Source organism: Mitsuaria sp. 7 (assembly GCF_001653795.1).
In the GTDB taxonomy this organism is placed as follows: Bacteria; Pseudomonadota; Gammaproteobacteria; order Burkholderiales; family Burkholderiaceae_C; genus Roseateles.
The window spans coordinates 5,169,134-5,191,772 of record NZ_CP011514.1 but is presented as its reverse complement, the minus strand read 5'-3'; the positions used below and the strand labels follow the sequence as shown (position 1 = coordinate 5,191,772).

Sequence of the window (22,639 nt, the reverse complement as noted above, 5' to 3'; positions counted from 1 at the left end):
GCGTTGTCCACACGAACCCGTAAACACCTACTAATACGACCAAGGAGATATTCAATACAAGAAGATAAGAAAAGCGGGCGTGTCACACTCTCGGAATGTCTGCTTTACCTGCTTCTCCCGCCTCGCTTTTCACCGCCTCGGCGGGCTTCGAGTCCGCGTGTCAGATCGACGCGCTCCCTCCCGGTCACCGCTCCCGCAGTCTTCACGGTCACAGCTATCTGGCCACCGTTCGCGCGGAACTGCCGTCCGGCTGGGCACCGTTCCCAGGAGGCGAGGTCAGCGCGCTGCGCGACTGCCTCGAACGCTGCATCGCCCCGCTGGACCACGCGCTGCTGAACCAGCACATCACCCAGCCGACCGACGAGAACATCGCCCGTTGGATCCGTCACCGTCTCGAGACCGAGTTCGAGGTGCCCGGCATCACGCAGGTCGGGATCCAGAGCACGTCGAACTCCGGCGTCGACCTGGACGCCAACGGCCACGCGCATGTCTGGCGTCGATACCGCTTCCAGGCTGCGCATCAGCTGCCCAACGTCCCGATGGGCCACAAGTGCGGTCGCATGCACGGACACGGCTTCGAATTGATCCTGCACGCCAACCAGGACCTCGGCGAGCGCGACCTGAGCATCGACTACGACCATCTCGACGAGCTCTGGGCGCCGTTCCACGCGCAGCTGAACTACCAGTGCCTGAACGAGATCGACGGCCTGTCGAATCCGACCAGCGAATTGATTTCGTCCTGGCTGTGGGCCCGGTTGAAGCCTCAACTGCCTGAACTGAGCTGGGTCACCGTCTACGAGACCGGATCCAGTGGCGCCAACTTCGACGGCGAGCGCTACCGGATCTGGAAGGAGTTCACCCTCGACAGCGCGGTGAAGCTCAACCGCGCACCGTCGGAACATCCGCTGGCAGGCATCCACGGCCACACCTTCACCCTGCGTCTGCATCTGAGCGCGGCGTTGGACCAGGTCTTCGGCTGGGCCATGGACTTCAGCGACGTGAAGCTGCTGTTCGATCCGATCTACAAGGCGATGGATCACCATCCGCTGCATGAACTCGCCGGCCTGCCGGACTCGGACACGGCCAGCCTGGCCGCCTGGGTGCTGCAACAAGCCAAGGCGCAATTGCCGCCGTTGGAGCGCGTGGACCTCTACGAGACCCGCGGCAGCGGCGTCATCGTCAGCCACGGCCCGTTCGAGGAGTTGATCCCCGTATGACCTACGCCGTGAAAGAAATGTTCTACACGCTGCAGGGCGAGGGCGCCCAAGCCGGCCGCGCGGCCGTGTTCTGCCGCTTTGCCGGCTGCAACCTGTGGACCGGCCGTGAGCAGGACCGGGAGAAGGCCGTCTGCACCTTCTGCGATACCGACTTCGTCGGCACGGACGGGCAGGGCGGCGGCAAGTTCGTCTCGGCGGATGCCTTGGCCGAAGCGATCGACTCGAAGTGGCCCAAGGATGAACACGGCCGGAAGACCGGCACGCCATACGTGGTCTGCACCGGCGGCGAGCCGCTGCTTCAGCTCGACGGCCCGCTGATCACCGCGTTGAAGGCACACGGCTTCGAGATCGCCGTCGAGACCAACGGCACCCAGCCCGCGCCTGAAGGCCTGGACTGGATCTGCGTGAGCCCGAAGGCCGACGCGGAAGTCGTCCTGACGAAGGGCAACGAGTTGAAGCTGGTTTATCCACAGCCTCTGGCCTTGCCCGAGCGCTTCGCGGATCTGGCCTTCGACCACTTCTTCCTCCAGCCCATGGACTCGGTCCTTCAGAAGCAGAACACCCGGGCCGCCATCGCGTATTGCATGGACCATCCGCAATGGAAGTTGTCGATCCAGATGCACAAGGTGGTCGGGATCGATTGAGGCGGACGGGGAAGTTATCCCCGTTCCCGCCGGTGCTTGCACAGGACGGGCACCGCTGCATAGCCAACAACGCTGTGGAAAACTTTCTGGCAAGTGGCCACTTCTCCACAGGCCGAGGGGGTGGTGGTCCGGTTGTTGTCGATCCGTGCAACGCCAAAGAGGCCCTCCACGCACAAGGTTCAGGTCCACTCAAGTCCTTGATTTTCAAGAAGATCTGAGACTTGTCCACAGAAATGTCGGCCCTCTACTAAGACGACTAAAGAGTTATATAAAACCTTGATGTTGAAAACAGAGGCGGGAAATTTCTCTGCGACGTTGCTGTGGAGCGTTGCCAGCGCACACGGTGCTTGAGCAGCCCGCCCCGGACTTGCACACTGCGAAGCCATGGACATTGCCGACCTGCAACGACGACTGCGCGACTTCGCCGCGGCCCGCGACTGGGACCCGTACCTCACGCCGAAGAACCTGGCGATGGCGCTGGTCGTGGAGTCGGCCGAGCTCGTCGAGATCTTCCAGTGGAAGACCGCCGAGGAGTCCCGGCAGCTGTCGCCCGAAGACCATCAGCATCTGGGCGAGGAGATCGCCGACGTGTTGATGTACCTGCTGCAGATCGCCGACCGAGCCGGCGTCGACGTGCCAGCCGCCGTCGATCGGAAGATCGCCATAAACGCCCGGAAGTACCCCGCCAAGACCGCATGAAGCGCACCATCGCCGTCATCGACTTCGAGACCACCGGCAACTCGCCGCAAGGGGGAGGCCGTGCCACCGAGATCGCCGCCGTGCTGCTGCGCGACGGGGAGATCGTCGGCCAGTACCAGAGCCTCATGAACACCGGCGCGTGGATCCCGCCGATGATCGAGCGCCTCACCGGCATCAGCAACGAGATGGTCGAGGACGCGCCCGATGCGGCCCAGGTCATGCGCGAGGTCGCGACGTTCACCGAGGGCTGCGGCTTCGTGGCGCACAACTCGAGCTTCGATCGCGGCTTCTGGCTGCATGAACTGGATCGCGCAGAGGCCTCGCCGCGCATCGCCCCCGAGTTCGCCTGTACCGTGAAACTGGCTCGCCGCCTCTATCCGGATTCGCCGAACTGCAAGCTGGGAACGCTCGCACGCTTCCATCGCCTGCCCGACAACGGCCGCGCTCACCGTGCCCTCGCCGACGCGCTGACCACCGCTCAGCTGGTGCAGCGGATGCAACGTGACATCGGGGTTGAACTTGCTGAATTTCTCGGGGAACTGAGCGTCGAACACGAGCTGCTGCTGCGATTGCAGGCGGTGGCGCGGCCTCATTGGCACAAGGCAGCCACCGGATTCGCGCGCGATTTCCGACGGCATCTGCAGGTGTCGCTGGTCTGAAGTTCGCCTGTCGTGAGCTTTGAGGCCGGTGGTGGCCTCGATGCGCACCGCTGCGATCAAGGTCAGTAAAACATTTACTGTCAAGATGCCCGTTTGGTCGCATTGACTGGGACAATCCCGCCCTTTCCCCGAAATGCGTTTGTTCTCCAAGTATGTCGAGTATTCAGATTCGCCCGGCCACACTGCGTGATGCCAAGGCCATCGCCCAGATCCAGGTGAGTTCCGCTCAGGACGCGTACAAGGAGTTCTGGCCCGATACCGCCCTGAACGGCTTGTCCGTCGCCCAACGCCAGGCCTACTGGCGCGAAGCCATCAACATGTGCGAGCCACAAGTGCTGGTCGCACACCTGGACAACGAGGTGATGGGTTTCGTCGGCTTCGACCGCTCCCGCGACAAGGGCACGCCCTCCACCACCGGTGAGATCTGGGCCATGTACGCCATGCCCGCTCATTGGGACAAGGGCGTCGGCCAGGCACTCGTCGAAGCGGCGCAGGAAGGTCTTCAGGAAGAAGGCTGCACCCGCGTCACGCTGTGGACCTACAAGAACAACGACCGCGCAATGCGCTTCTTCGAGATCGCCGGCTTCAAGGTCGAGAACGACAGCGTGAAGGCGGTCGACGTCGAAGGTCGCGCGCTCGAACAGCTCCGTCTGCAGCGCTCGCTGGTCTGATCGCGTGCTGGCGAAGCTGACGTCCAAGAACCAGCTCACCCTCCCGAAAAGCGTCACCGACAAGCTCGGCCCCGTGCAGTACTTCGAAGTGCTGCTGCAGGCCGGGCAGGTGGTGTTGACGCCGGTGCGCATCCAGCGCGGCGATGCGGTCCGGGCCAAGCTGGCGGAACTCGAGCTCGACGACGGCGTGATCGCGAAGGCGATGGCGTTTTCGTCGAAGGCCGCCAAGCCTGCGGCCAGGACCGTGAAGGTCACCAAGGTTGCGAAGGTCGCGAAGGTCGTCGGGAAGGCGCCTGCGACGGGCAAGGCACCCGCAGCCGCATCCGTCCGCAAGACCATCCGCAAATCCGCATGACCCGGCGATCGAAGAAGGCGGCGGCGCCGGAGCGCGCCGTCATCGATCCGGCATTGATCCTGCGTGCGTTGTTGATGTCCGGTGGCGAGGCGCTCGGCCTTCGTCGCGCGTGGCAGCAGGGCCTGCTGCGACCGCTGGTAAGCCCCGATCTCGCGTCGACGCTGATGCGTGCGCTGGCCTATCCGAAGCTCGCGTTGTCCAACGTGCAGCAACAGGAACTGCTCGCGGATTTCCTGCCGTATGCGGAGGTGGTGAAACCCAAGCGTGGCGCACGGATCACGGGGTTGTCCGAGCCCCTGCAATCGCTCGTCGAACTCGCGCTGCAAGGTGGTGCCTCACTGCTGATGTGCGACGACGCGGTGCTGTCGAGATGGTGTGCGAACAGTCGTAGCCAGGCCGCCCGGCAACTCTGCACGGTGTGTGCGATGTCGGGATGGTTCCAGGTGTTGCCCCCCTCCCAGCGGGACACATTGCTTTGCTAGATTCCGCGGTCGCTCATGTCCAGCTTTCACGACCGCATCCCCTCCAACATGTGGCGCGTGGTGTTCTACGAACGCCGCGGCAACCGGGTCCACATGGATCGCACCGGGCCCTGGCTCCCGGAGAAGTCGCACGCCCGGCAATGGGCCGACTGGTTCAAGGAGCAGGGCTATCACGTCGCGCTCCAGGACCAGAACGGCGGTCTTGAAAAGCTGCACGTGGGCATCCCGGGCTGAGGCTCGCGTCGAGGCTCAGGCTGCCGAACGGAATCCCTGACGTTCCAGCGCCCAGCCGTCCGTGGGCGCGTCGTGGCTCTGGACGTGCACGGTGCTCAGCCGCTTGTTGGCGGCGCGCTGCACCAGCTGTTGCGCCTGCTCGGGGGTCAGTTGTTGCGCGAAGTGCGTCCAGCGCTTCTGCAGCAGCGGATCGCGCCAGGCATCTTCCAGCGCCCAGCGGATGTCCATCGGATCGCTGAGGGACTGGCAGCGCAGCACGCGCGGGACCAGGGCGAGAACGAACTTCGAGAAGTCGGCGCGTTGCTGCGTGGCCAGCAACGCCTCAAGACGCGTCAGACGCTGGCTCCATCCCGGCGTCGCCAGCTGCCGCGTGACCAGGGCCTGCAAGGCCTGCACCGGGTTGAACATCCGAAGGCGGTTCGGCGGCAGCACCAGCATGGGCAACTGCGCGGCGAGTTCATGCGACATCGGCGTCACGAAGCTCGTCAGGATCGCCATCCGCTCCCAGGCGTCGGCGTTCAGTCCACCCGCCATCGTCATCGGACCCTGGCGCAGGCTTTGCGCCATCGCCCAGCATTGCTGCCATCCGCGGTCCAGCTTGGCGACATTGGCGGCATGACTCACCAGGGCCAGGTTGCCGGCCGCGTATCCGGCGTCGTCGCGCACCCGGTCGATCGAACGACGCTGCGGATGGTCCTGCTCGTCATTGAACGGCAGGCGGCTGACCGGGCAGTGCGTCGTGTCCAGCTGCTGCAGGTAGTTGGGTGTGACCAGCAGCGTCTCGAAGCTGCGGCCGCGCTGCCAGGCGTGCAGGCGCAGCGAGAGCCACAGTTGCGTATGGCGGTTCGACTTCAGAGTGCGTCCGCCGAAGGTCGATCGGCCCAGTTGCCAGCCCTGCTGAAGCGGCGACTGCCGGAACAGCTGCTCGACCGGCGGGGTCAGTCCGTGATGGGCATAGTCCCAACCCAGTTCGAAGCCGACGCGCTCGTGGCTCGAGGCGCCGATCTCGTCGTTCGAGTTGTCCACAGCCTCAACCGCAGTCATCGGCAGGGGCAGTTGCTGGATGGCGATGTCGTTGGCGTTGCGGCGGATCGTGGCGACCATGAGGTGCTCCTTGAAGGCTTGGGAACCGGGGCCCGGCGCATGACTGCTTCAGGCTTGGGATCAAGTATTCAAGGGAGGTGGCTCATAGAATGAGCCATCAACCAGCAGTCGACAGAAGGTTGTGGGTCGACGACCCGGATCTGTCAGGAGAGGCCCCGCATGGATCGCACTGAACGCTTCTACAAGATCGAGATGCTGATCCGCAGCCGCGGCTGCGTGAGCTTCGCGAAGATGAAGGATCTGCTGGAGGTGTCGCCGGCGACGCTCAAGCGGGACCTGCAGTACCTGCGCGAGCGCATGGATGCGCCTATCGAGTACGACGCCGCCGAGAACGGCTATCGCTTCGGCCAGCACTGGCGCGGCCAGCGGCATGAGCTCCCCGGCGTCTGGTTCAGCGAGAAGGAGCTGCACGCGCTGCTGACCATGCATCAGATGATGGCCGGGCTCGATGAGAACGGCCTGCTCAGCCGCCACCTGCAGCCGATGCTGGACAAGCTCACCGGCATGCTCGGCGGCGATGAGGTCGAGGCGCAGGAGATGACGCGTCGCATCAAGCTGATCTCGACGGCCCGTCGACGCGTGCCCTCAGAGCACTTCGAGACGGTGGGAAGCGCCGTGGTGAAGCGCCGGCGGCTGAAGCTGCGTTACCGCAAGCGCGGACCCGGCGGCGGATCGGTCAGCGACCGCGAGGTGTCGCCTCAGCGGCTCGTGCATTACCGGAACACCTGGTACCTCGATGCGTGGTGCCACGCCAGCGACGGATTGAGACGCTTCGCGCTCGATGCGATGGAGGACGCCTCGGTGCTGGAGGACCAGCTCGCGCGCAGCCTGCCGTTGAAGGAACTCGAAGGAGAGCTCGACCAGGGCTACGGGATCTTCGCCGGCGGTGATCCGCAGTGGGCGACGGTGATCTTCAGCGAACAGATCGCGGCCTGGGTCTCCAGCGAGGAATGGCATCCCGCTCAGCGCAGCGAATGGTTGCCGGATGGACGCTGGCAGCTGGAGCTGCCCTTTGTCGATGCGACCGAGCTGCTGATGGACCTGCTGCGGCATGCCGGCCAGGTCGAAGTGGTGGAACCGCCCGCGCTGCGCGAGGCCTACGTGAAGCGCCTCAAGACCGCGGCGGCCGCCGTGGCCTGAGAAAGTCCGCCGAATCGCTCAGGGGGCGTTTCCGGGGCCTTCCTGGGCCTGTTCCGTGGCGTCCTCGGCGGCATAGCGGGCCATGCGCTCGCTTTTCCAGTAGACGTCGTCGCCGCCCTTGCCGTCCAGGTTGGCCCGGTTGAGCACGCGCGCCAGCACGAACAGCAGGTCCGACAACCGGTTCAGGTAGTGGCGCGGTGCGGTGTTGATCGTCTCGTGTGCGGCCAGGGTGACCACGGCGCGCTCGGCGCGACGGGCGATCGTGCGGCAGACGTGGGCGATGGCGGCGCTGCGCGTGCCGGCGGGAAGGATGAACTCCGCCAGGCGGGGCAGGGCGGCGTTGTGGTCGGCCAGCGCCTGGTCGAGGTACAGCACGGCCGCTTCCTTCAGCAGGCTGTAGCCGGGCATGCAGAGCTCGCCGCCGAGGTTGAACAGCTCATGCTGGATCGTGACCAGCAGGTCGCGGACGTCGTCGGGCAGCGGTTCGGCCAGCAGCACGCCGATCTGCGAATTCAGTTCGTCCACGTCCCCCATGGCCTGCACGCGCAGATGGTCCTTGGGGACGCGGGTGCCGTCGCCGAGGCCGGTGGTGCCGTCGTCGCCGGTGCGGGTCGCGATCTGGGAAAGTCGATTGGCCATGGCGGGTGCCGCGCGGGCTGCGGAAGTGCAAACCCGGCATCTTGCCGCAACTCGCCCGGCCGCCGGACCGGATGCGTTCAGTTCCGGCTGCCGCTGCGGTGGAACACCGGACGGTGGTGGGACATCCCGGTCGAATGGCCGTGGATGTCGTGGACCGTGTGGCGCGGAATGCCGACGGGTCTTGGCGCGTGATGCGCCTGCGGGCGGGTGCCGGGTTCGGGCGTATCGGCGGGAGCGCCGGGATCGATGTCGCGATCCGCGACTTCGTTGGGCAGGTGGCGGAGCTGATCCATCCACCAGACCTTCAGCCAATCCATGCGCAGGGTCGCGACCACCAGCAGCGCCAGCAGCAGGACCCAGATCGTCCATAACCACAGATGGGACATGGCGGACTCCTCATGTCGCGCGATCGTGCGCGCGTCCGCTCATGCTGTCACTGTGCGGGTCGCGGTGCAAGCGTGACGATGCAAGCGGATGCAGCGGCAGCCCTTCCTAGAATCGACCGGACAACGCCGGCCGGGGAACTCTTCCGCATCGGACCGCGTGGAACCAGGAGACAGCGATGAATGCGCCTCGAGAACTCGGTGACCACCCCGCGCACCAGCCGTCCTATGCGCCGCGGCCGATGCCGGTCGCGATGCTGGAGGCGTTGAAGGCGCGGTTCGGTGAGCGCTGCAATACCGCGTTGGCGATGCGCGAGCAGCATGGCCGCGATGAATCCCCGTTCGACGTGCCACCGCCCGAGGCCGTCGTCTTCGCCGAGAGCAACGAGGACGTGGCCGCCGTGCTGTCGCTGGCCAATGCGCATCGCGTGCCCGTGATTCCCTACGGTGCGGGCACCTCGCTGGAAGGCCACCTGCTGGCGGTGCAGGGCGGCGTGAGTCTGGACCTGTCGCGGATGAAGGCCATCCTGGGCATCAACGCCGAGGATCTGACAGTGACCGTGCAAGCCGGCGTGACCCGCAATCAGCTGAACGCGGAGATCCGTCATCAGGGGCTGTTCTTTCCGATCGATCCGGGCGCGGATGCGTCGATCGGCGGGATGTCGGCGACGCGGGCGAGCGGCACGAACGCCGTCCGCTACGGGACGATGAAGGAGAACGTGCTCGGGCTGACCGTCGCGACGCCGGATGGCCGGCTGATCCGCACCGGCTCCCGTGCGCGCAAGAGCAGCGCGGGGTACGACCTGACGCGCCTGTATGTCGGCAGCGAAGGCACGCTGGGCGCCATCTGCGAGATCACCTTGCGTCTGTACCCGCTGCCGGAAGCGGTGTCGGCGGCGGTGTGTTCGTTCGAATCGATAGACGCGGCCGTCCGCACGACGATCGCGATCATCCAGATGGGCGTGCCGATCGCGCGCTGCGAGCTGCTCGACGCGCATGCCGTGCGCGCGGTCAACCGCCATGACAAGCTGACGCTGCGCGAGGCGCCGATGCTGTTGATGGAATTCCACGGCTCCGAGGCGGGCGTCGCGGAGCAGGCGGCGACGGTGCAGGAGATCGCGGCCGAACACGGCGGCACCGGTTTCGAATGGGCGACGACGCCGGAGGAGCGCACACGGCTCTGGACCGCGCGGCATCACGCCTACCTGTCAGCGCTGCAGATGGAGCCCGGCTGCCGGGCGGTGACGACGGACACCTGCGTGCCGATCTCGCGCCTGGCGGAGTCGATCAACGTCTCGGTCGATGAAGTCGAGGCCAGCGGGCTGCCCTACTTCATCGTCGGCCATGTCGGCGACGGCAACTTCCACATGGGGTACCTGATCGATCCCGCGATTCCCGCCGAACGCGAAGCCGCCGAGCGCCTGAGCGCGCAGATGGTGGCGCGGGCCATCGCGCTGGAGGGTACCTGCACCGGCGAACACGGCATCGGCCTGCACAAGCAGGGCTTCCTGCTGCAGGAAGCGGGGGAGGGCGCGATCGATCAGATGCGAGCGCTCAAGCGGGCGCTCGATCCGAACGACATCATGAATCCCGGGAAGATCTTCGTCTGAAGGGACGGGGAATTCAGTGTTGAGGTGCAGGCACGCTCCAGCGGCGTGACACGTCGCCGCGTGCGTTGACGCTTTCCAACTGGACGCCGAAGCCCCACAGCCGGGCGACGTGCTTCAGCACCTCCTGTGCGCCGTCGTGCAACGGGCGGTCCTGGTGCTGCTGGTGACGCAGCGTCAATGAGCGGTCGCCGCGCAGGTTGACGTTCCATACCTGGATGTTGGGTTCGCGTGTGGACAGGTCGTACTGCCGGGACAAGGCTTGCCGCACGTACTGGTAGCCCTGTTCATCGTGGATCGCGGAGATCTCGTACTCCGACTGGTGCTCGTCGTCGAGAATGGAGAACAGCCGGAAGTCGCGCATGATCTTCGGGCTCAGGTACTGCGCGATGAAGCTCTCGTCCTTGAAGTTGCGCATCGCGTGATCCAGCGTCGGCAGCCAGTCGCTGCCGGCGATCGCGGGGAACCACTCGCGGTCCTCGTCGGTCGGCTTCTCGCAGATGCGCTTGATGTCGGTGTACATCGCGAAGCCCAGCGCATACGGATTGAGCTGCGCCATCGCCGGCTGCGCGACCACGTTGGTGTGCGACTTCAGCCACTCGATCATCATGCCGTCCGACAGGTAGCCGTCGTCGTACATGGTGTTCAGCAGCTTGTGATGCCAGAAGGTCGCCCAGCCTTCGTTCATGACCTGCGTCTGCCGCTGCGGATAGAAGTACTGCGCGATCTTGCGGACGATGCGCACGATCTCCCGCTGCCAGGGCTCCAGCAGCGGCGCGTTCTTCTCGATGAAGTACAGCAGGTTCTCCTGCGGCTCGCTGGGGAAGCGGCGCTTCTCTTCTTCCTTCGCTTCGTCCTCCAGGCGCCGCGGCAGCGTGCGCCACATGTCGTTGACCTGGAGCTGCGCATAGGACTCGCGGTCCTTGCGCATGGCCTGTTCCTGCGCGAGCGAGAGCTTGGCGGGGCGGCGATACCGGTCGACGCCGTGGTTCATCAGCGCGTGGCATGAGTCCAGCGTCGACTCGACTGCGTCCAGGCCGTAACGCTGCTCGCAATCGGCGACGTAGTTCTTCGCGTAGACCAGGTAGTCGATGATCGACGACGCGTCGGTCCACATCCGGAACAGGTAGTTGTTCTTGAAGAAGCTGTTGTGGCCGTAGCAGGCGTGCGCGATCACCAGCGCCTGCATCGCCATCGTGTTCTCCTCCATGAGGTAAGCGATGCAGGGGTCGGAGTTGATGACGATCTCGTAGGCCAGGCCCATCTGGCCGCGCTTGTAGTTGCGCTCGGTGGAGATGAACTCCTTGCCGTAGCTCCAGTGCCGGTAGTTCACCGGCATGCCGACGGACGCGTAGGCGTCCATCATCTGCTCGGCGGTGATGACTTCGAGCTGGTTGGGGTAGGTGTCGAGGCCGTAGCGCTCCGCCGTCTGGCGGATCACGTCGTGGTACTGCTCGACGAGCTCGAAGGTCCAGTCGCTCGGTGACGGGAGCGGATGCTCGGGCCGCTTCTCCAGCGGCCGCATCTGCGTCAGGGGCGCGCGAACCCGGCGACCGCCGTATTCGTTGACACCGACACCGACGCTGACATTGCGGCGATTCTCCAGGCTGCTCATGGTGTTGCCCTCCGGCGCCGCGGTCACGCGGTCGCCCCTTCCTTCTTGAACAGGTCGCGGAAGACCGGATAGATCTGCGCCACCTCGACCGCCTTGCGCATCGCGAAGTGCTGCACCTCGTCCTCCAGCTTGGCGTATTCCTCCCAGAGGTTCTGCTCGGCTTCCGCCACCTGCACGTAGGCGTAGTAGCGGCAGAGCGGGAGGATCTTGTCGGCCAGCAGTTCGCGGCAGCGGCCGCTGTCGTGGTGCCAGTTGTCGCCGTCGCTGGCCTGCGCGCCGTAGATGTTCCAGTCGCCGGCGGGATAACGCGCACGGATGATCTCTTCCATCATCACCAGCGCCGAGGACACCACCGTGCCGCCCGTCTCCGTGGCGTGGAAGAAGTTCTGCTCGTCGACTTCCTGCGCCTGGGTGTGGTGGCGGATGAAGACGACTTCGATCTTCTCGTAGTGCCGCGTCAGGAACAGGTACAGCAGGATGAAGAAGCGCTTGGCCAGGTCCTTGCGGCTTTCGTCCATCGAGCCCGAAACGTCCATCAGGCAGAACATCACCGCCCGCGTCGTCGGCTGCGGCACCTTGATGCGGTTGCGGAAGCGCAGGTCGATCGGATCGAGGAAGGGGATGTTCGACAGCCGCTGGCGCAGCAGCACGATGCGCGCCTCCGTCTCGGCCACGAGCGCCTGGATCTCGGGGCGGCGCTTGTCCTCTTCCTGCGCGAGGGTCAGCAGACGGGTCTCGAGTTCGTGGAGTTCGCGCCGCTTCTCCATGCCCAGTGCGATCCGGCGTCCCAGCGCGCCGCGCATGGAGCGCACCACGTGGAGGTTGGTCGGCGTTCCGTCGGTGACGTAGCCGGCCCGCACCGTCTTGTACTCGGGCGTTTCGGCCAGCGTCGTGCGGGCGAGGTTGGGAAGCGCCAGGTCCTCGAAGAAGACCTGCATGAACTCCTCCTTGCTGAGGTGGAAGACGAAGTCGTCCTCACCGTCGCCGGAGTCGCTCGCCTGCGAACCGCCGCCCCCGCCTTGGCCGCCCTGCGGCTTGCCGATGCGGTCCCCCTTGATGTGCTCGGTGTTGCCGGGCCGCACGACTTCGCGGGTTCCGCCCTCACCGTGGCTGAAGACGGGCTCACTCAGGTCGCGTTTGGGAATCTGGACGTCCTCGCCGCGCTCCATGTCCCGGATGCCGCGTTTGTCCACCGCGCGCCGCACCGCGTCGCGGATCTGGTCCTTGTAGCGGCGCAGGAAGCGCTCACGATTCCCGATCGACTTGTTCTTGCCCGACAGCCGCCTATCGATGATTTGTTGAAGGCCTGTCATGAGGGACCTTTCCGGTGTCATTCGTTAGCCTCAGCTCGACTTCCTCACGCGGAGATACCACTCGCAGAGCAACCGGACCTGCTTCGGCGTGTAGCCCTTGTCGACCATCCGCTGGACGAAGTTCTCATGCTTCTTCGCCTCGTCGGCACTGGCCTTGGCGTTGAAGCTGATCACCGGCAGCAGCTCCTCGGTGTTGGAGAACATCTTCTTTTCGATCACCGTGCGCAGCTTCTCGTAGCTGGTCCACAGCGGGTTCTTGCCCGCGTTGTTGGCGCGCGCGCGCAGCACGAAGTTGACGATCTCGTTGCGGAAATCCTTCGGATTGCTGATGCCCGCGGGCTTCTCGATCTTCTCCAGCTCGGCGTTCAGCGCCACGCGGTCGAAGACCTCGCCGGTGTCGGTGTCGCGGTACTCCTGGTCCTGGATCCAGTAATCCGCGTAGGTCACGTAGCGATCGAAGATGTTCTGGCCGTATTCGCTGTAGCTCTCCAGGTAGGCGGTCTGGATCTCCTTGCCGATGAACTCGGCATAGCGCGGCGCCAGCACCTCCTTGATGAAGCCGACGAACTTCTGTTCAGACTCCTGCGGGAACTGCTCGCGCTCGATCTGCTGTTCGAGCACATACATCAGATGGACCGGATTGGCGGCCACCTCGGTCGAATCGAAGTTGAAGACCTTCGACAGGATCTTGTAGGCGAACCGCGTCGAGATGCCGGCCATGCCTTCGTCGACGCCGGCGTAGTCGCGGTACTCCTGGATGGACTTGGCCTTCGGATCGGTGTCCTTCAGGTTGTCGCCGTCGTAGATCTGCATCTTGCTGAAGGCGCTGGAGTTCTCCGGGTCCTTCAGCCGCGTCAGCACGGCGAACTGCGCCATCATCTTCAGCGTGCCGGGCGCGCACTTGGCGTCGGCCAGCGAGGATCCGCGGATCAGCTTCTCGTAGATCTTCACTTCCTCGCTGACGCGCAGGCAGTAGGGCACCTTGACGATGTAGATCCGGTCGAGGAAGGCCTCGTTGTTCTTGTTGTTGCGGAAGGTCTTCCACTCGCTCTCGTTGCTGTGCGCGAGCACGATGCCGTCGAAGGGGATCGCGCCGAAGCCCTCGGTGCCCTTGAAGTTGCCTTCCTGCGTCGCGGTGAGCAATGGGTGCAGCACCTTGATCGGCGCCTTGAACATCTCGACGAATTCCAGCAGGCCCTGGTTGGACAGGCACAGGCCGCCGGAATAGCTGTAGGCGTCGGGATCATCCTGGGCGTAGGTCTCGAGCTTGCGGATGTCGACCTTGCCGACCAGCGAGCTGATGTCCTGGTTGTTCTCGTCGCCCGGCTCGGTCTTGGCGACGCCGATCTGCTTGAGCACGCTCGGCAGCCGCTTGACGACCTTGAACTTGCGGATGTCACCGCCGAATTCGTCGAGCCGCTTCACCGCCCACGGGCTCAGGATGCGGTTGAGGTAGCGGCGCGGGATGCCGTATTCGCGTTCCAGCAGCGGGCCGTCCTCGACGACATCGAAGAGCCCGAGCGGGCTTTCGTTCACCGGGCTGTCCTTCAGCGCGTAGAACGGCACGTGCTCCATCAACTGCTTGAGGCGCTCGGCGATCGAGCTCTTGCCGCCGCCGACGGGGCCCAGCAGATACAGGATCTGCTTCTTCTCTTCCAGCCCTTGCGCCGCGTGGCGGAAGTAGCTGACGACCTGCTCGATCGCATCCTCCATGCCGTAGAACTCGGCGAAGGCGGGATAGATCTTGATGACCTTGTTCTGGAAGATCCGCGACAGGCGCGAGTCATTGCGCGTGTCCAGCATCTGCGGCTCGCCGATCGCCTTGAGCATGCGCTCGGGCGCGGTGGCGTAGGCGAGGGGATTGCGCTTGCACTCGTCGAGGTACTCCTCCAGCGTGAGTTCCTCGACCTTGCCGCGTTCGTAGCGTGCCGCGAAATGGCTGATCACATCCATGCTGACCTCCAGTGTGGTTCATTGGGAGGCGACGCGCGTCCGTGCGACAACGGACCTCGCATCGTCCAGGAAGTTCTGGCGACGTCCATGACTCAAGGCGTCATCAGAGCTTTCCGAGCTCAGCAAGCAATCAGCAAACGGCCAGCCCATGCTGGTCCAAAGTCCGCCGCCCTGTGTGAAGTCGCCTTCGACAACCTCGAGCGCGGTGCGGCTTTATTGGGTCATGCTACGCCCATCGGAAGCGATGCGCGATAGCAAGACATGACCCCGTTGTACTCCCATGTCCAACGCCTGTGAAGCGCGAAAGTTGACGATCCCCCGACACGGGGCACCTGTGGGAAGTACGAAGAAGACAGCACGCATCCCGCGTGCCATCCTTGTGGATTGAGCCGGTCGACGGACCTGATGAAGGCCCGTGAGGGCCTTATTCCTCCGCGCCCGCCGGACGCAGCTTTTGCAGCAAGCCGTTCAATTCGTCGAGCGATCCGAAGCTGATCGCGACCTCGCCTTGCTCGCCGCGTTTGGTCTTCTTCTTGACGCGGATCTCCACCTGCGCCGTCAGCAGGTCGGAGAGTTCTTCCTCGAGTCTCAGCACGTCCCGGCTCTTGTTCGCCTTCACGCGCAACAGCGGGGCCTGGCGGCCACCACCCTGCTGGCGCTGGACGAGCTTCTCGGCCTCGCGCACGCTGAGCTTCTTCGCGGCTATCTCGGTGGCGCTGGTGATCTGGTGGGCGCCGTCCAGCGCCAGCAGCGCGCGCGCGTGGCCCATGTCGATGTCGCCGGCCATCAGCATGTTCTGGACCGGCTCGGCCAGGTTCAGCAGACGCAGCAGGTTGGACGCCGCGCTGCGCGAGCGGCCCACGGCCTTCGCCGCCTCGTCATGCGTCAGGCCGAATTCGTCGACCAGCCGCTTCAGGCCTTGCGCCTCTTCCAGCGCGTTGAGGTCCTCGCGCTGGATGTTCTCGATCAGCGCCATCGCTGCGGCGGCCTCGTCGGGCACCGGCTTGACCAGCACCGGCACCTCGGCCAGGCCCGCCAGCTTCGCGGCGCGGAAGCGCCGTTCGCCCGCGATGATCTCGTAGCGGACCGCGCCGTTCGGTGCGATCGGGCGCACGAGGATCGGTTGCATGATCCCCTGCGCCTTGATGCTCTCCGCCAGCTCGTAGAGCGAGCCTTCGTCCATGCGGGTGCGCGGCTGGTACTTGCCGGCCTGCATCTGCGCCAGGGGAAGCACGCCGGGTTCGCCTTCGCGCACCGCCGGTGCGTCGCTCACTTTGGGTCCGAGCAGGGCCTCGAGGCCCATGCCCAGGCCCTTGGGTTTCTTTGTCGCCATGGGGCGCGATTCTCCGCGATTCCGGGGGAGGGCCGTCAGCCCGATGTGGCGTGTCGCCTGTTCGGTCGGTTCAGCCCGCCAGACGCTTCAGCATCGCGCGGCCTTCGGGCCAGGCGCCCAGCCCGGATTCCGAATTGAGGTGCCCCCGTGGGCCTGCCAGGACGAACTCGGCGCCCCAATCCGCCGCCATGCCTGCGGCACGTTCTGGCGTGCAGAAGGGGTCGTCGTTCGACGCGACGACGACGGCAGGGAACGGCAGACGCGGGCGTCTGATCGGCCGCCAGTTGTGCAGTTGCGGCGGCATCTCCTCGCGTTCGGTGTCGGGAGGCGCGACCAGCAGCGCGGCGGCCACCAGGTGGGTATGGTTCGAGTGCTCGGCCCAGGCCGCCACGAGCTGGCAGCCGAGGCTGTGCGCGACCAGCAGCGCCGGCTGGCCGTGCAGGCGAGCGTCTTGCTGCAGTACTTCGTCGAGGCGGGCCATCCAGTCACCGCGGCGGGGCCACTCCCAATCGTTCTGCTCGACCCGGGCGTCGCCGTGGAGGCGTTGCCATTCGCTCTGCCAGTGGTCGGGGTCGGAGTTCAGCCACCCCGGCAACAGGTAGACGGGACGGGTGATCGCAAGGTCGGCGGGATCGTCCAGGTCATTCGTCGGACTGGCGTGTGGTGACATCTGTTGGCCTTATGCTTCGCGCTTTCTTGGCGCCGTCGGGGAAGGGCCCCGGAGGCAACGGATTTTGCAGGAGCGGCGATGAAGTACGCGGTGTATGTCGACGGGCAGGAAGGTACGACCGGCCTGCGCATCAATGAATATCTGGCGCAGCGCGCCGACATCGAGGTGCTGCGCATCGACGCGGACAAGCGCAAGGATGCCGCCGAGCGCGCGCGTCTGCTGAATGCCGCCGACGTCGCCTTCCTGTGCCTGCCGGACGCCGCGTCGAAGGAAGCCGCGGCCATGGTGACCAACCCCAAGACCTGCCTGATCGACGCCAGCACCGCGCACCGCACGGCGCCGGGCTGGGCTTTCGGACTGCCGGAACTGGCCAGGCATCAGCGCGCGGCGATCCGTGAATCGAAGCGCATCGCCAATCCCGGTTGCCATGCCAGCGCCTTCATCCTGGCGGTGCGTCCGCTGGTCGATGCCGGCTTGCTGCCGGCCGACGCGCTGGTCACGGCGACGTCGATCACCGGCTATTCCGGTGGTGGCAAATCGATGATCGCGGAGTACGAGGCCGGCGGGAATCCGAAGCTGATCGCGCCGCGTCCCTACGCGCTGGGCCTGGCCCACAAGCATCTGCCGGAAATGATGGCCCACACCGGCCTGAAGACGGCGCCGGTGTTCATGCCCATCGTCTCCAACTTCTACAAGGGCCTGGCGGTCACCGTGCCGCTGCATCTGAGCCAACTGCGCGCCGGTACTACGCCGCAGCAGGTTCGCGATGCCCTGGCCGCGCACTATGAAGGCGAGCGCTTCATCCACGTGAAACCACTGCGCGATGCGGACACGCTGGCGGTGGGTTTCTTCGATGTGCAGGCCTGCAACGACACGAACAACGTCGACCTGTTCGTGTTCGGCAGCGAACAGCAGATCCTCGTGATGGCCCGCCTGGACAACCTGGGCAAGGGCGCCAGCGGCGCCGCGGTGCAGAGCATGAACGTGCATCTGGGCTTGGACGAGTCGCTGGGCCTGACCGGTCCGGACGTCAACGGCATCTGATGTCGGACTCGAGGTCGGACGGCAGCAGGGAATGGCGCCGGGATGGCGCTGTTCCCCAGCACGACCTCGATGCGCTCTGCGATGGCGTGATCCGCTACGGACGCCAGCAGACGCAGGGCAGCGATGCGGAAGATATCGCGGTGGCGTTGTACGACGGCGGCGGTGAGTTGATCGCTGGCGCCTCCGGGCGAACCGAGTTCCAGCGCCTCTACGTCAATTACCTGTGGGTCGATGCCGATCATCGGGGGCAGGGCATTGGCGGCGACTGCCTGCGCCAGCTCGAAGCGATGGCATTGAAGCGCGGCTGCGTCGACGCGCTGATCGAGACGCTGCTGGACGAGACTGCCGAGATGTACGAGCACCTCGGTTACGCCTGCATCAGCCACGTGCACGACTTCGTGCCGGGCTTCACCCGCCATACGCTGCTGAAGGTCTGGCAGGCGCGCGACTAGGCGCTCACGCCCAGGCGCGTGGGTCGTCGCTGCGGTAGTGGTAGCGATAGGCCTGCACGAAGCCCAGACGGACGTACAGACGCTGAGCAGCCGAGTTGTCGGCCCCGACCTGCAGATACGCACTGAGAGCGCCCTGGCGGCGCGCTTCCGCCAACAGGGCCGCGCAGAGCCGGTAGCCATGTCCACGACCGCGCTGGCCCTCAGGCGTGAAGATGTCGAACAGCCCTGCCATTCCCCCTGTAGGACTGCCTTCCGGACCCGGATCGATGGCCACCTGGCCGCAGGCGAGCAGCACGCCCTCCCGTTCCATCTTGAATGCCTGATGCGGAACGCTGGCTTGCTCAAGGCGGCGCGCGTGGCCTTCGATCTCCTCGGCGCTGGAGCCGCGCAGTGCGCCGATCAGTGCGGCGTATTCGGCCGGCGAAAGGGGCGTCAATCCGCTCGCGGCTTCAAAGGCATCGAGTGATGACAGCACCATCACATCGGCGGGATCGAAGCGGACCCACCCCTTGGCGGCGAGTTGGTCGTCCAGACCTGCCGGCTGGCTGAACGGGGTGAGTCGAAGGATCAACGGCAGCCCTGCGTGCTCGAAGCTCACGCGGCACCGGCGCAGCAGATCGTCGAGGGGGAGGGTGCCGCCGGCCAGCGCGTTCACGCATCGTGAGCGTTTGGCCTTGCCTGGCGACAGTCGCAGCAGCCACCCCTCCACCTGCGCTTCACGTGGCGCGGAGGCCGCGTTCAGACCCGCCAGTTCCGCACGGCGGGCGAGGGCGTCCAGCTCCGGAGACATCGTTCAGCGCATGGCGCCGACGCGGGTCACCATTTCCTTGGCGAAATCGATGAAGGCGTGTGCGCCCTTGGAAGCGCCGTCGAAGACAACACCCGGCAGGCCGTAGCTTGGCGCTTCTGCCAAGCGGACGTTGCGCGGAATGACGGTGTCGAAGACCTTGTCGCCAAAGTGCGCCTTGAGCTGCTCACTGACCTGCTGCTGCAACGTGATGCGCGGGTCAAACATGACGCGCAGGAGACCGATGATCTGCAGATCCGGGTTCAGGTTGGCGTGGATCTGCTTGATCGTGTTGACCAGGTCGGTCAAGCCTTCCAGGGCGAAGTATTCGCACTGCATCGGAACGACCACCCCGTGCGCCGAGCACAAGCCGTTCAGCGTAAGCATGGACAGCGAGGGCGGGCAGTCGATCAGGATGAAGTCGTAATCCTGTGCCGAGGCAGACAAAGCCGTTTTCAGGCGTTGCTCGCGACGGTCGAGTTCGACCAACTCGACCTCGGCGCCGGCCAGTTCCCGGTTGGCGCCCAGCACGTCATAGCCGGCCTTCTCGCTGCGCTGCTTCGCTTCCGCGATCGTGGCGGACTCCAGCAGCACGTCATACACGGTCAGCGTCAATGCCCGCTTGTCGATGCCCGAGCCCATCGTCGCGTTGCCTTGGGGATCGAGATCGACCACCAGCACCCGCTGTCCGACCTTGGCCAGTCCGGCGGCCAGATTCACGGTCGTGGTCGTCTTGCCGACGCCACCTTTTTGGTTCGCAACGCAAAAGATCTTGGCCATGAATGGTCGGAGGGCAGGACTCAGGAGAGGGGCTGAGCTTAACCGATGGTGGCCGTCGGACGGATCCACAACAGGCAACGTTGAGCGTCGAGATCGGGAACGTCCAGCTGTTCCACGTGAAACACGGACAGGTCGGGGGCGCGCTGGGCGAGTTCGTCGAGCTCTTCTGACGGGTGTTGTCCCTTCATCGCCGCCCACACGGCGCCCGGCTTCAGATGCATGCGGGTCCATTCGGTGAAGTCCGCCAACGAAGCAAATGCCCGCGACGTGATGACATCGAAGGGCGCGGTCTTCAGTTGCTCCACCCGCGAATGCTCGGCATGCAGGTTGGGCAGTCCGATCTCGGCAGCGACCTGCGCAATGAAGAAAGCCTTCTTGCCGACGGTGTCCACACAGGTGACGTCGATTGTCGGATCACAGATCGCGATCACCACCCCGGGCAACCCACCGCCGCTGCCAACATCCATCAGACGGAGCGGCTGCCCGGTGGCGTGACGCCGCAGCGGGGGAATCAGGCTGAGACTATCCACCAGATGCTGGGTCAGCATCGCTTCCGGGTCGCGGACGGCCGTCAGGTTGTAGACCTTGTTCCATTTCGACAGCAAGCCGAGGTAAGCGATCAGCTGGTCGAGTTGCTCATCCTTGAGTCCGAGCCCAAGTGTGTCGGCGGCGGAGGCGAGACGGGAACGGAGGTCGAGGTCAGTCATCGATGAACGGGAAGAGGTGGGGGTTCAGGCCGCGTTGGAGTCGATCGCGACTTGCTCGGTGAAGCCCTTGAAGCGACCTTTGCGAAGATGAATCAGCAACAGGGAGATCGTTGCAGGCGTGATGCCGGAGATCCGGGATGCTTGGCCGAGGGTTTCAGGACGATGTTTACCCAGCTTCTGCCGGGCCTCGAAAGACAAGGCCGTGACCAGGGCGTAGTCGAGATCCTCGGGCAACTTCAGGTGCTCGTAGTTCGACGCTCGGGCCACGTCCTCCTGCTGCTTGCTGATGTAGCCGGCGTACTTGACGCCGATCTCCAGCTGCTCAATCACTGCGGCCGCGAGATCGACCCCGAGCGATTCAGTGAGGGAAGCGCGTGTGACGCCAGCTGCGGGGCGTGCGATGGCAGCGACTTCCGAAATGGTCTCGAACGTGACCCCGGGGCGGCGAAGGAGGTCGATCAGGTTGTATTCACGCTCGAGGGCCTTGCCCACGAGCCTTTCGGCATCAAGCGCTGGAAGCGTATTCGGATTCACCCAGGTCGACTTCAGCTTCTCTGTTTCACGTGAAACAGCGTCGCGCTTCCGGTTGAAAGCGTCCCAGCGAACGTCATCCACCAGCCCCAAATGGCGACCGGCTTCGGTAAGACGCATGTCGGCGTTGTCTTCCCGAAGTTGCAAGCGGAACTCGGCGCGGCTCGTGAACATCCGGTAGGGCTCGGTGACGCCCTTGGTGATGAGGTCGTCGACCAGAACGCCCAGATAGGCTTGGTCGCGGCTTGGGAGCCAGACGTCCTTTCCCTGGACTTGGAGCGCCGCATTCAAGCCGGCGAACAGCCCTTGCGCCGCAGCCTCTTCATAGCCGGTCGTGCCGTTGATCTGGCCTGCGAAGAACAGGCCGCCGATGGCACGCGTCTCGAAGCTCGACCTCAACTCGCGCGGATCGAAGTAGTCGTACTCGATCGCATACCCGGGGCGCAGGATGTGCGCGTTCTCCAGGCCGGGGATCGACTGGACAGCGGCCAGCTGGATATCGAAGGGCAGGGAGGTCGAGATGCCGTTCGGATAGAACTCGTGCGTCGTCAGACCCTCAGGCTCCAGGAAGATCTGGTGCGAGTTCTTGTCGGCGAAGCGATTGACCTTGTCCTCGATGGAAGGGCAATAACGCGGGCCGACGCCTTCGATGACGCCGGTGAACATCGGGCTGCGGTCGAAACCGGAGCGGATGATCTCGTGCGTGCGCTCATTGGTGTGCGTGATCCAGCAGGGAAGCTGCCGCGGATGTTGCGCGGCGTTCCCCATGAAGCTGAACACGGGCACCGGGTCCAGGTCGCCCGGCTGTTCAGCGCACTTGGAGAAGTCGATGGTGCGGCCATCCAGGCGCGGCGGCGTGCCGGTCTTCAGGCGGCCTTGAGGCAGCTTGAGCTCCTTGAGACGCCCGGACAGCGACACCGACGGCGGATCGCCGGCGCGGCCGGCCGCGTAGTTCTCGAGGCCGATATGGATCTTCCCGTCGAGGAACGTGCCGGCGGTCAGCACGACCGCGCGAGCACGGAAGCGCAGGCCCGATTGGGTGATGGCGCCGATGACGCGGTCGCCCTCGACCATCAGGTCGTCGACGGCCTGCTGGAACAGCATCAGGTGGGGCTGGTTCTCCAACCGACGACGGATGGCCGCCTTGTAGAGGATGCGGTCCGCCTGGGCGCGAGTGGCGCGGACGGCCGGACCCTTGGAGCCGTTCAGGATGCGGAACTGGATGCCGCCTTCGTCGGTGGCCGCGGCCATCGCGCCCCCCAGCGCATCGACTTCCTTGACCAGGTGGCCTTTGCCGATGCCGCCGATCGACGGATTGCAGCTCATCTGCCCCAGCGTCTCGATGTTGTGGGTCAGCAGCAGCGTGCTGACGCCCATGCGGGCGGCAGCCAGCGCGGCCTCGGTGCCGGCATGGCCGCCACCGACCACGATCACGTCGAATTCTTTCGGATAAAGCATGGCTAGGCTTCCAGCGGAGTCGGCGATCAAGGGGATCGAGGCCATCGCGAAGCGCGCGGGGCGCGGGATCAGGCGATGGGCAGCCGGCTGGCGTTCAGATGAGAGAAGGGCGTGATTTTACGCGGGGCTGTGGATAAGTCACCGCCTCATGGGCATGCCCGA

Annotated in this window: 24 protein-coding genes; 12 read left to right on the top strand and 12 right to left on the bottom strand. The window is 65.1% G+C overall.

What is annotated here, in order from left to right; all coding sequences use genetic code 11:
• Positions 1-95: 95 nt before the first annotated feature.
• The 8 genes from ABE85_RS22850 to ABE85_RS22815 all read left to right on the top strand — a co-directional run bounded on the left by ABE85_RS22850 (position 96) and on the right by ABE85_RS22815 (position 4,961).
• On the top strand, positions 96-1,217 hold the full coding sequence (locus tag ABE85_RS22850; protein ID WP_067280226.1) for a 6-carboxytetrahydropterin synthase: 1,122 nt from the start codon (positions 96-98) through the stop codon (positions 1,215-1,217).
• Positions 1,214-1,861: a 7-carboxy-7-deazaguanine synthase gene (queE, locus tag ABE85_RS22845; RefSeq protein ID WP_067280223.1), complete on the top strand. Its 648-nt coding sequence runs from the start codon at positions 1,214-1,216 to the stop codon at positions 1,859-1,861. The genes ABE85_RS22850 and queE overlap by 4 nt, the downstream gene beginning before the upstream one ends.
• A gap of 384 nt (positions 1,862-2,245) precedes the next feature.
• A complete protein-coding gene (locus ABE85_RS22840; protein WP_067280221.1) occupies positions 2,246-2,560 on the top strand; it encodes a nucleotide pyrophosphohydrolase in 315 nt (104 codons plus the stop codon).
• Positions 2,557-3,219, top strand: coding sequence for a PolC-type DNA polymerase III (locus ABE85_RS22835; protein ID WP_067280219.1), 663 nt, complete (start codon positions 2,557-2,559; stop codon positions 3,217-3,219). The genes ABE85_RS22840 and ABE85_RS22835 overlap by 4 nt, the downstream gene beginning before the upstream one ends.
• Before the next feature lie 152 nt (positions 3,220-3,371).
• Positions 3,372-3,890: a GNAT family N-acetyltransferase gene (locus ABE85_RS22830; RefSeq protein WP_067280217.1), complete on the top strand. Its 519-nt coding sequence runs from the start codon at positions 3,372-3,374 to the stop codon at positions 3,888-3,890.
• Positions 3,891-3,894: 4 nt separating this feature from the next.
• Positions 3,895-4,245: an AbrB/MazE/SpoVT family DNA-binding domain-containing protein gene (locus tag ABE85_RS22825; protein ID WP_067280215.1), complete on the top strand. Its 351-nt coding sequence runs from the start codon at positions 3,895-3,897 to the stop codon at positions 4,243-4,245.
• On the top strand, positions 4,242-4,727 hold the full coding sequence (locus tag ABE85_RS22820) for a putative toxin-antitoxin system toxin component, PIN family (RefSeq protein WP_067280212.1): 486 nt from the start codon (positions 4,242-4,244) through the stop codon (positions 4,725-4,727). The genes ABE85_RS22825 and ABE85_RS22820 overlap by 4 nt, the downstream gene beginning before the upstream one ends.
• A gap of 15 nt (positions 4,728-4,742) precedes the next feature.
• Positions 4,743-4,961: a hypothetical protein gene (locus tag ABE85_RS22815; protein WP_067280209.1), complete on the top strand. Its 219-nt coding sequence runs from the start codon at positions 4,743-4,745 to the stop codon at positions 4,959-4,961.
• 15 nt (positions 4,962-4,976) lie between these two features.
• Here ABE85_RS22815 and ABE85_RS22810 read toward each other — a convergent pair whose 3' ends face one another.
• Positions 4,977-6,065, bottom strand: coding sequence for a hypothetical protein (locus ABE85_RS22810; RefSeq protein WP_067280206.1), 1,089 nt, complete (start codon positions 6,063-6,065; stop codon positions 4,977-4,979).
• Between the two features lie 159 nt (positions 6,066-6,224).
• On the opposite strand from ABE85_RS22810, the gene ABE85_RS22805 reads away from it, so the two are divergent.
• Entirely contained in the window at positions 6,225-7,205 is a 981-nt protein-coding gene (locus ABE85_RS22805) for a YafY family protein (RefSeq protein ID WP_067280203.1), read from the top strand.
• Positions 7,206-7,223: 18 nt separating this feature from the next.
• Here the strand turns inward: ABE85_RS22805 and ABE85_RS22800 are convergent, their stop codons facing one another.
• Both ABE85_RS22800 and ABE85_RS22795 read right to left on the bottom strand, forming a co-directional pair.
• The gene (locus ABE85_RS22800) at positions 7,224-7,844 is read right to left on the bottom strand and encodes a cob(I)yrinic acid a,c-diamide adenosyltransferase (protein WP_067280201.1); all 621 of its coding nucleotides are present in this window, start codon (positions 7,842-7,844) and stop codon (positions 7,224-7,226) included.
• Positions 7,845-7,921: 77 nt separating this feature from the next.
• Positions 7,922-8,230: a hypothetical protein gene (locus ABE85_RS22795; RefSeq protein ID WP_067280198.1), complete on the bottom strand. Its 309-nt coding sequence runs from the start codon at positions 8,228-8,230 to the stop codon at positions 7,922-7,924.
• A 176-nt stretch (positions 8,231-8,406) separates the two neighbouring features.
• On the opposite strand from ABE85_RS22795, the gene ABE85_RS22790 reads away from it, so the two are divergent.
• Positions 8,407-9,837, top strand: coding sequence for an FAD-binding oxidoreductase (locus ABE85_RS22790; protein WP_067280195.1), 1,431 nt, complete (start codon positions 8,407-8,409; stop codon positions 9,835-9,837).
• 13 nt (positions 9,838-9,850) lie between these two features.
• Here ABE85_RS22790 and ABE85_RS22785 read toward each other — a convergent pair whose 3' ends face one another.
• From ABE85_RS22785 to ABE85_RS22765, 5 genes are all read right to left on the bottom strand, one after another.
• Positions 9,851-11,359: a SpoVR family protein gene (locus tag ABE85_RS22785; RefSeq protein ID WP_231993336.1), complete on the bottom strand. Its 1,509-nt coding sequence runs from the start codon at positions 11,357-11,359 to the stop codon at positions 9,851-9,853.
• 113 nt (positions 11,360-11,472) lie between these two features.
• Positions 11,473-12,762, bottom strand: coding sequence for a YeaH/YhbH family protein (locus tag ABE85_RS22780; RefSeq protein ID WP_067280193.1), 1,290 nt, complete (start codon positions 12,760-12,762; stop codon positions 11,473-11,475).
• Between the two features lie 30 nt (positions 12,763-12,792).
• Positions 12,793-14,715, bottom strand: coding sequence for a PrkA family serine protein kinase (locus ABE85_RS22775; protein ID WP_067280191.1), 1,923 nt, complete (start codon positions 14,713-14,715; stop codon positions 12,793-12,795).
• A gap of 424 nt (positions 14,716-15,139) precedes the next feature.
• Positions 15,140-16,048, bottom strand: a complete 909-nt coding sequence (locus tag ABE85_RS22770; RefSeq protein WP_067280188.1) for a ParB/RepB/Spo0J family partition protein — start codon at positions 16,046-16,048, stop codon at positions 15,140-15,142.
• 70 nt (positions 16,049-16,118) lie between these two features.
• Complete coding sequence (locus ABE85_RS22765; RefSeq protein WP_082938867.1) at positions 16,119-16,718, bottom strand: alpha/beta hydrolase; 600 nt, start codon at positions 16,716-16,718, stop codon at positions 16,119-16,121.
• A 78-nt stretch (positions 16,719-16,796) separates the two neighbouring features.
• Between ABE85_RS22765 and argC the strand changes: the two genes are divergently transcribed.
• Together argC and ABE85_RS22755 are read left to right on the top strand one after the other, a co-directional pair.
• The gene (argC, locus tag ABE85_RS22760) at positions 16,797-17,762 is read left to right on the top strand and encodes an N-acetyl-gamma-glutamyl-phosphate reductase (protein ID WP_067280184.1); all 966 of its coding nucleotides are present in this window, start codon (positions 16,797-16,799) and stop codon (positions 17,760-17,762) included.
• Complete coding sequence (locus ABE85_RS22755; protein WP_067280181.1) at positions 17,762-18,214, top strand: GNAT family N-acetyltransferase; 453 nt, start codon at positions 17,762-17,764, stop codon at positions 18,212-18,214. Before argC ends, ABE85_RS22755 begins: the two co-directional genes overlap by 1 nt.
• Positions 18,215-18,218: 4 nt before the next feature.
• Here the strand turns inward: ABE85_RS22755 and ABE85_RS22750 are convergent, their stop codons facing one another.
• Genes ABE85_RS22750 through mnmG form a run of 4 tightly spaced genes read right to left on the bottom strand, consistent with a single transcriptional unit; the run spans position 18,219 to position 22,477 of the window.
• On the bottom strand, positions 18,219-19,004 hold the full coding sequence (locus ABE85_RS22750) for a GNAT family N-acetyltransferase (RefSeq protein WP_067280167.1): 786 nt from the start codon (positions 19,002-19,004) through the stop codon (positions 18,219-18,221).
• 3 nt (positions 19,005-19,007) lie between these two features.
• Positions 19,008-19,781, bottom strand: a complete 774-nt coding sequence (locus ABE85_RS22745) for a ParA family protein (protein ID WP_067280164.1) — start codon at positions 19,779-19,781, stop codon at positions 19,008-19,010.
• 38 nt (positions 19,782-19,819) lie between these two features.
• A complete protein-coding gene (gene rsmG / locus ABE85_RS22740; RefSeq protein ID WP_067280161.1) occupies positions 19,820-20,488 on the bottom strand; it encodes a 16S rRNA (guanine(527)-N(7))-methyltransferase RsmG in 669 nt (222 codons plus the stop codon).
• Between the two features lie 24 nt (positions 20,489-20,512).
• Entirely contained in the window at positions 20,513-22,477 is a 1,965-nt protein-coding gene (mnmG, locus tag ABE85_RS22735; protein WP_067280159.1) for a tRNA uridine-5-carboxymethylaminomethyl(34) synthesis enzyme MnmG, read from the bottom strand.
• Between the last annotated feature and the right edge of the window lie 162 nt (positions 22,478-22,639).